Source organism: Cupriavidus sp. L7L, from assembly GCF_004353535.1.
Taxonomy (GTDB): Bacteria; Pseudomonadota; Gammaproteobacteria; order Burkholderiales; family Burkholderiaceae; genus Cupriavidus; species Cupriavidus oxalaticus_A.
Genome location: NZ_SMNY01000133.1, coordinates 1 through 2110 on the forward strand (window position 1 = coordinate 1; position 2110 = coordinate 2110).

At 58.8% G+C, this 2110-nt stretch carries 3 protein-coding genes; 2 read left to right on the plus strand and 1 reads right to left on the minus strand.

What is annotated here, in order from left to right; all coding sequences use genetic code 11:
- Positions 1-622: 622 nt before the first annotated feature.
- Together E1J61_RS36485 and E1J61_RS36490 are read left to right on the plus strand one after the other, a co-directional pair.
- Entirely contained in the window at positions 623-994 is a 372-nt protein-coding gene (locus tag E1J61_RS36485) for an SOS response-associated peptidase family protein (protein ID WP_371705036.1), read from the plus strand.
- Positions 995-1023: 29 nt separating this feature from the next.
- Positions 1024-1362 (plus strand): hypothetical protein, encoded by a 339-nt coding sequence (locus tag E1J61_RS36490; RefSeq protein ID WP_133098609.1) that lies wholly within the window; start codon positions 1024-1026, stop codon positions 1360-1362.
- 29 nt (positions 1363-1391) lie between these two features.
- Here the strand turns inward: E1J61_RS36490 and E1J61_RS37675 are convergent.
- Positions 1392-2110, minus strand: a 719-nt coding sequence (locus E1J61_RS37675; RefSeq protein ID WP_165971629.1) for a hypothetical protein, incomplete at its 5' end; no start/stop codon positions are given.

Below are 2110 nucleotides of genomic sequence, written 5' to 3' on the forward strand. Positions count from 1 at the left end.
CAAGGTAACGGTTCGATTCGCTGCATAACTGTGGGCATCTACACCAACTGCCGATAAGCCAACGATTGAGGCAAGACGGCCGAGGACGGTTACGGCGATACGTGTCCACCAGCTCGGCTTTTCTTACTGGGACACAAATGCGAAGCTCTCGTTGCATTTGAAGTTGCTCATCAGGGGACAACTAAGGACTACAAGATGATTACGTCATCTTGGGACAAGCTCTAAAACGAAGGCAAGTCGCTGCATGACCAGATCGAGAAGGCTGCGCGCGCTAGGCTCCTGGAACAAACACAACTGGCCGACGAGAAGCTACAGACAATTGTGGCGTAGCCACCAATCGGCGCGTGCTACAAACTCAGGACACTCCGGAAAAAGGGCGGTATCAAACCTCAATCGCGGAGGCATGATCGAGAATGGCCTGAGCATCCTGGAGGTGACAACCGAGTCATGCCCTCGAATGACCGCTCAACCTTTATAGCAGGCATCGAGGCTCTCTCGGTTTAAAGGGCAGTTCAGGGTCGACAACAGCCTGTCGGGGGATCGAACTCCATCCATCCCTGATGTCCATACGTTGTACCTTGAGGTGTGCGCGTCCATGGGCTGCACCTTACCGTTACCGGCGATGGTGGTGTACGAACCAAACTATGAGGCGGGCCCCAAGTCTGTACGCCACAAGATCTGCCTCAAGGACAAGCCTGCATTCGGCATCGCGGGGCTCTGGCGTGACTGGCCGGATGGGACGCATTCGTTCACCATGCTTACTGTGAACGCGGAGCACCATTCTCTGATGAACCGCATGCACAAGCCAGGCAGCGAGAAACGCGGAGTCGTGAAGCTTCCGTCTGAAGAATGGGACGATTGGCTGACGTGTCGAGATCCTGAGAAGGCCCGGACATTCCTCCGATTACTGCCCGCTGAATATATGGAAGCCGAACCGGCTCCTGTGCCACCCCGAAAGGGAAGAGACGGTTCGTCAAAACAGGTTCTGGGGTAACTCGCCCCACGGGGCAAATGGGAGAAAAGATGTCAACGTGGTATGCCAAGGAGGGGGTTTCAACATGCGAGATCGCGGGCGCGGTTGCCGCTGCCGCAATTCATGACCTCACGGTCAACAGTTTCACGTTCGGCGCGTTTCCCCAGATTCTAGTTGTGGAGCCCCCTGACCAGGCGTTCACAATCCCGCTGAGCCTACAGACGACGGATCGTCAGGCGATGGCGAGTTTTGAGCTGACCAGGCAAGAGGCGTTCACAGCTGCCCGACTCTTCCGGAAGTCCAAGGGCACCAAGCATGACGCCACCATCTTCAAGCGGGTTCAGACGGCTGTGGCAGACCTTGAAGGCCAGATGGCCCGGCGTTCTTGACTAAAGTAGCAGCCACCATGCCGCTACTCCTACATCCTCAGCCTGGCGGCGCTGGGAACTGACAGCGAGAGCCGGACTTCGCCGGCCAGCGCGACTTCCCAGGCGGGGGCTATTGCAGCGAGTTGCCGTAGCTTCTCACTGGGCTGCGTGAACAGCGCTGCGAATACCCGGCATTGCTCTGCTTCCTCCCTACCGGGATTTGATACTGCGGCCACCGGCCCGCCACCGCATCTCTGCCAGGTTTGCGGCATGGCCACCGCAGCAAAGAACTGCTCAGCCTGCGTCAACTCGCGGCGCAGCGCCACCTCCATGAGCTGGACAACGTCGGCGTCCGCAATGGGCTGCGTCCACGGTGACAGCATCGTGATCGGGTCCGAGGACACGAGGATTCGGGGGGTCACGTCGAAAGTCACCGCCATATGCAGGCGACGGTATCCATCGTTGTCCACCTGGAGCATGACGAGATCTCCGCGCTGCAGGAACAAGATCTGCTCTCGGTGGTTCTGCACAACCGGTTCGTGCTCCAGGCGTTGCGCGTGCGGGATCCCACTGGTCCGCGCTGTTGACAAGACCGCGTCGTCGGATGTGAGCACCAGAGGAAACGTGTTTTCTAGGGCGGCCCGCGGAGGCTTGCCGGTGCGGGCCTGCAGGACTCGCATCGCACCGATGTACTTGTCGACGGGCGTAGTTGTGGAGATCTCTCCAGCGAGATCTCCACTGGGGGATGTGTAGAGGTGAACGGAGCGGG

What these genes read in the sequence shown, in the direction of transcription:
- E1J61_RS36485 (WP_371705036.1), top strand. Translation starts at nt 623, where the DNA reads ATGGTGGTGTACGAACCAAACTATGAGGCGGGCCCCAAGTCTGTACGC.
- E1J61_RS36490 (WP_133098609.1), top strand. Translation starts at nt 1,024, where the DNA reads ATGTCAACGTGGTATGCCAAGGAGGGGGTTTCAACATGCGAGATCGCG.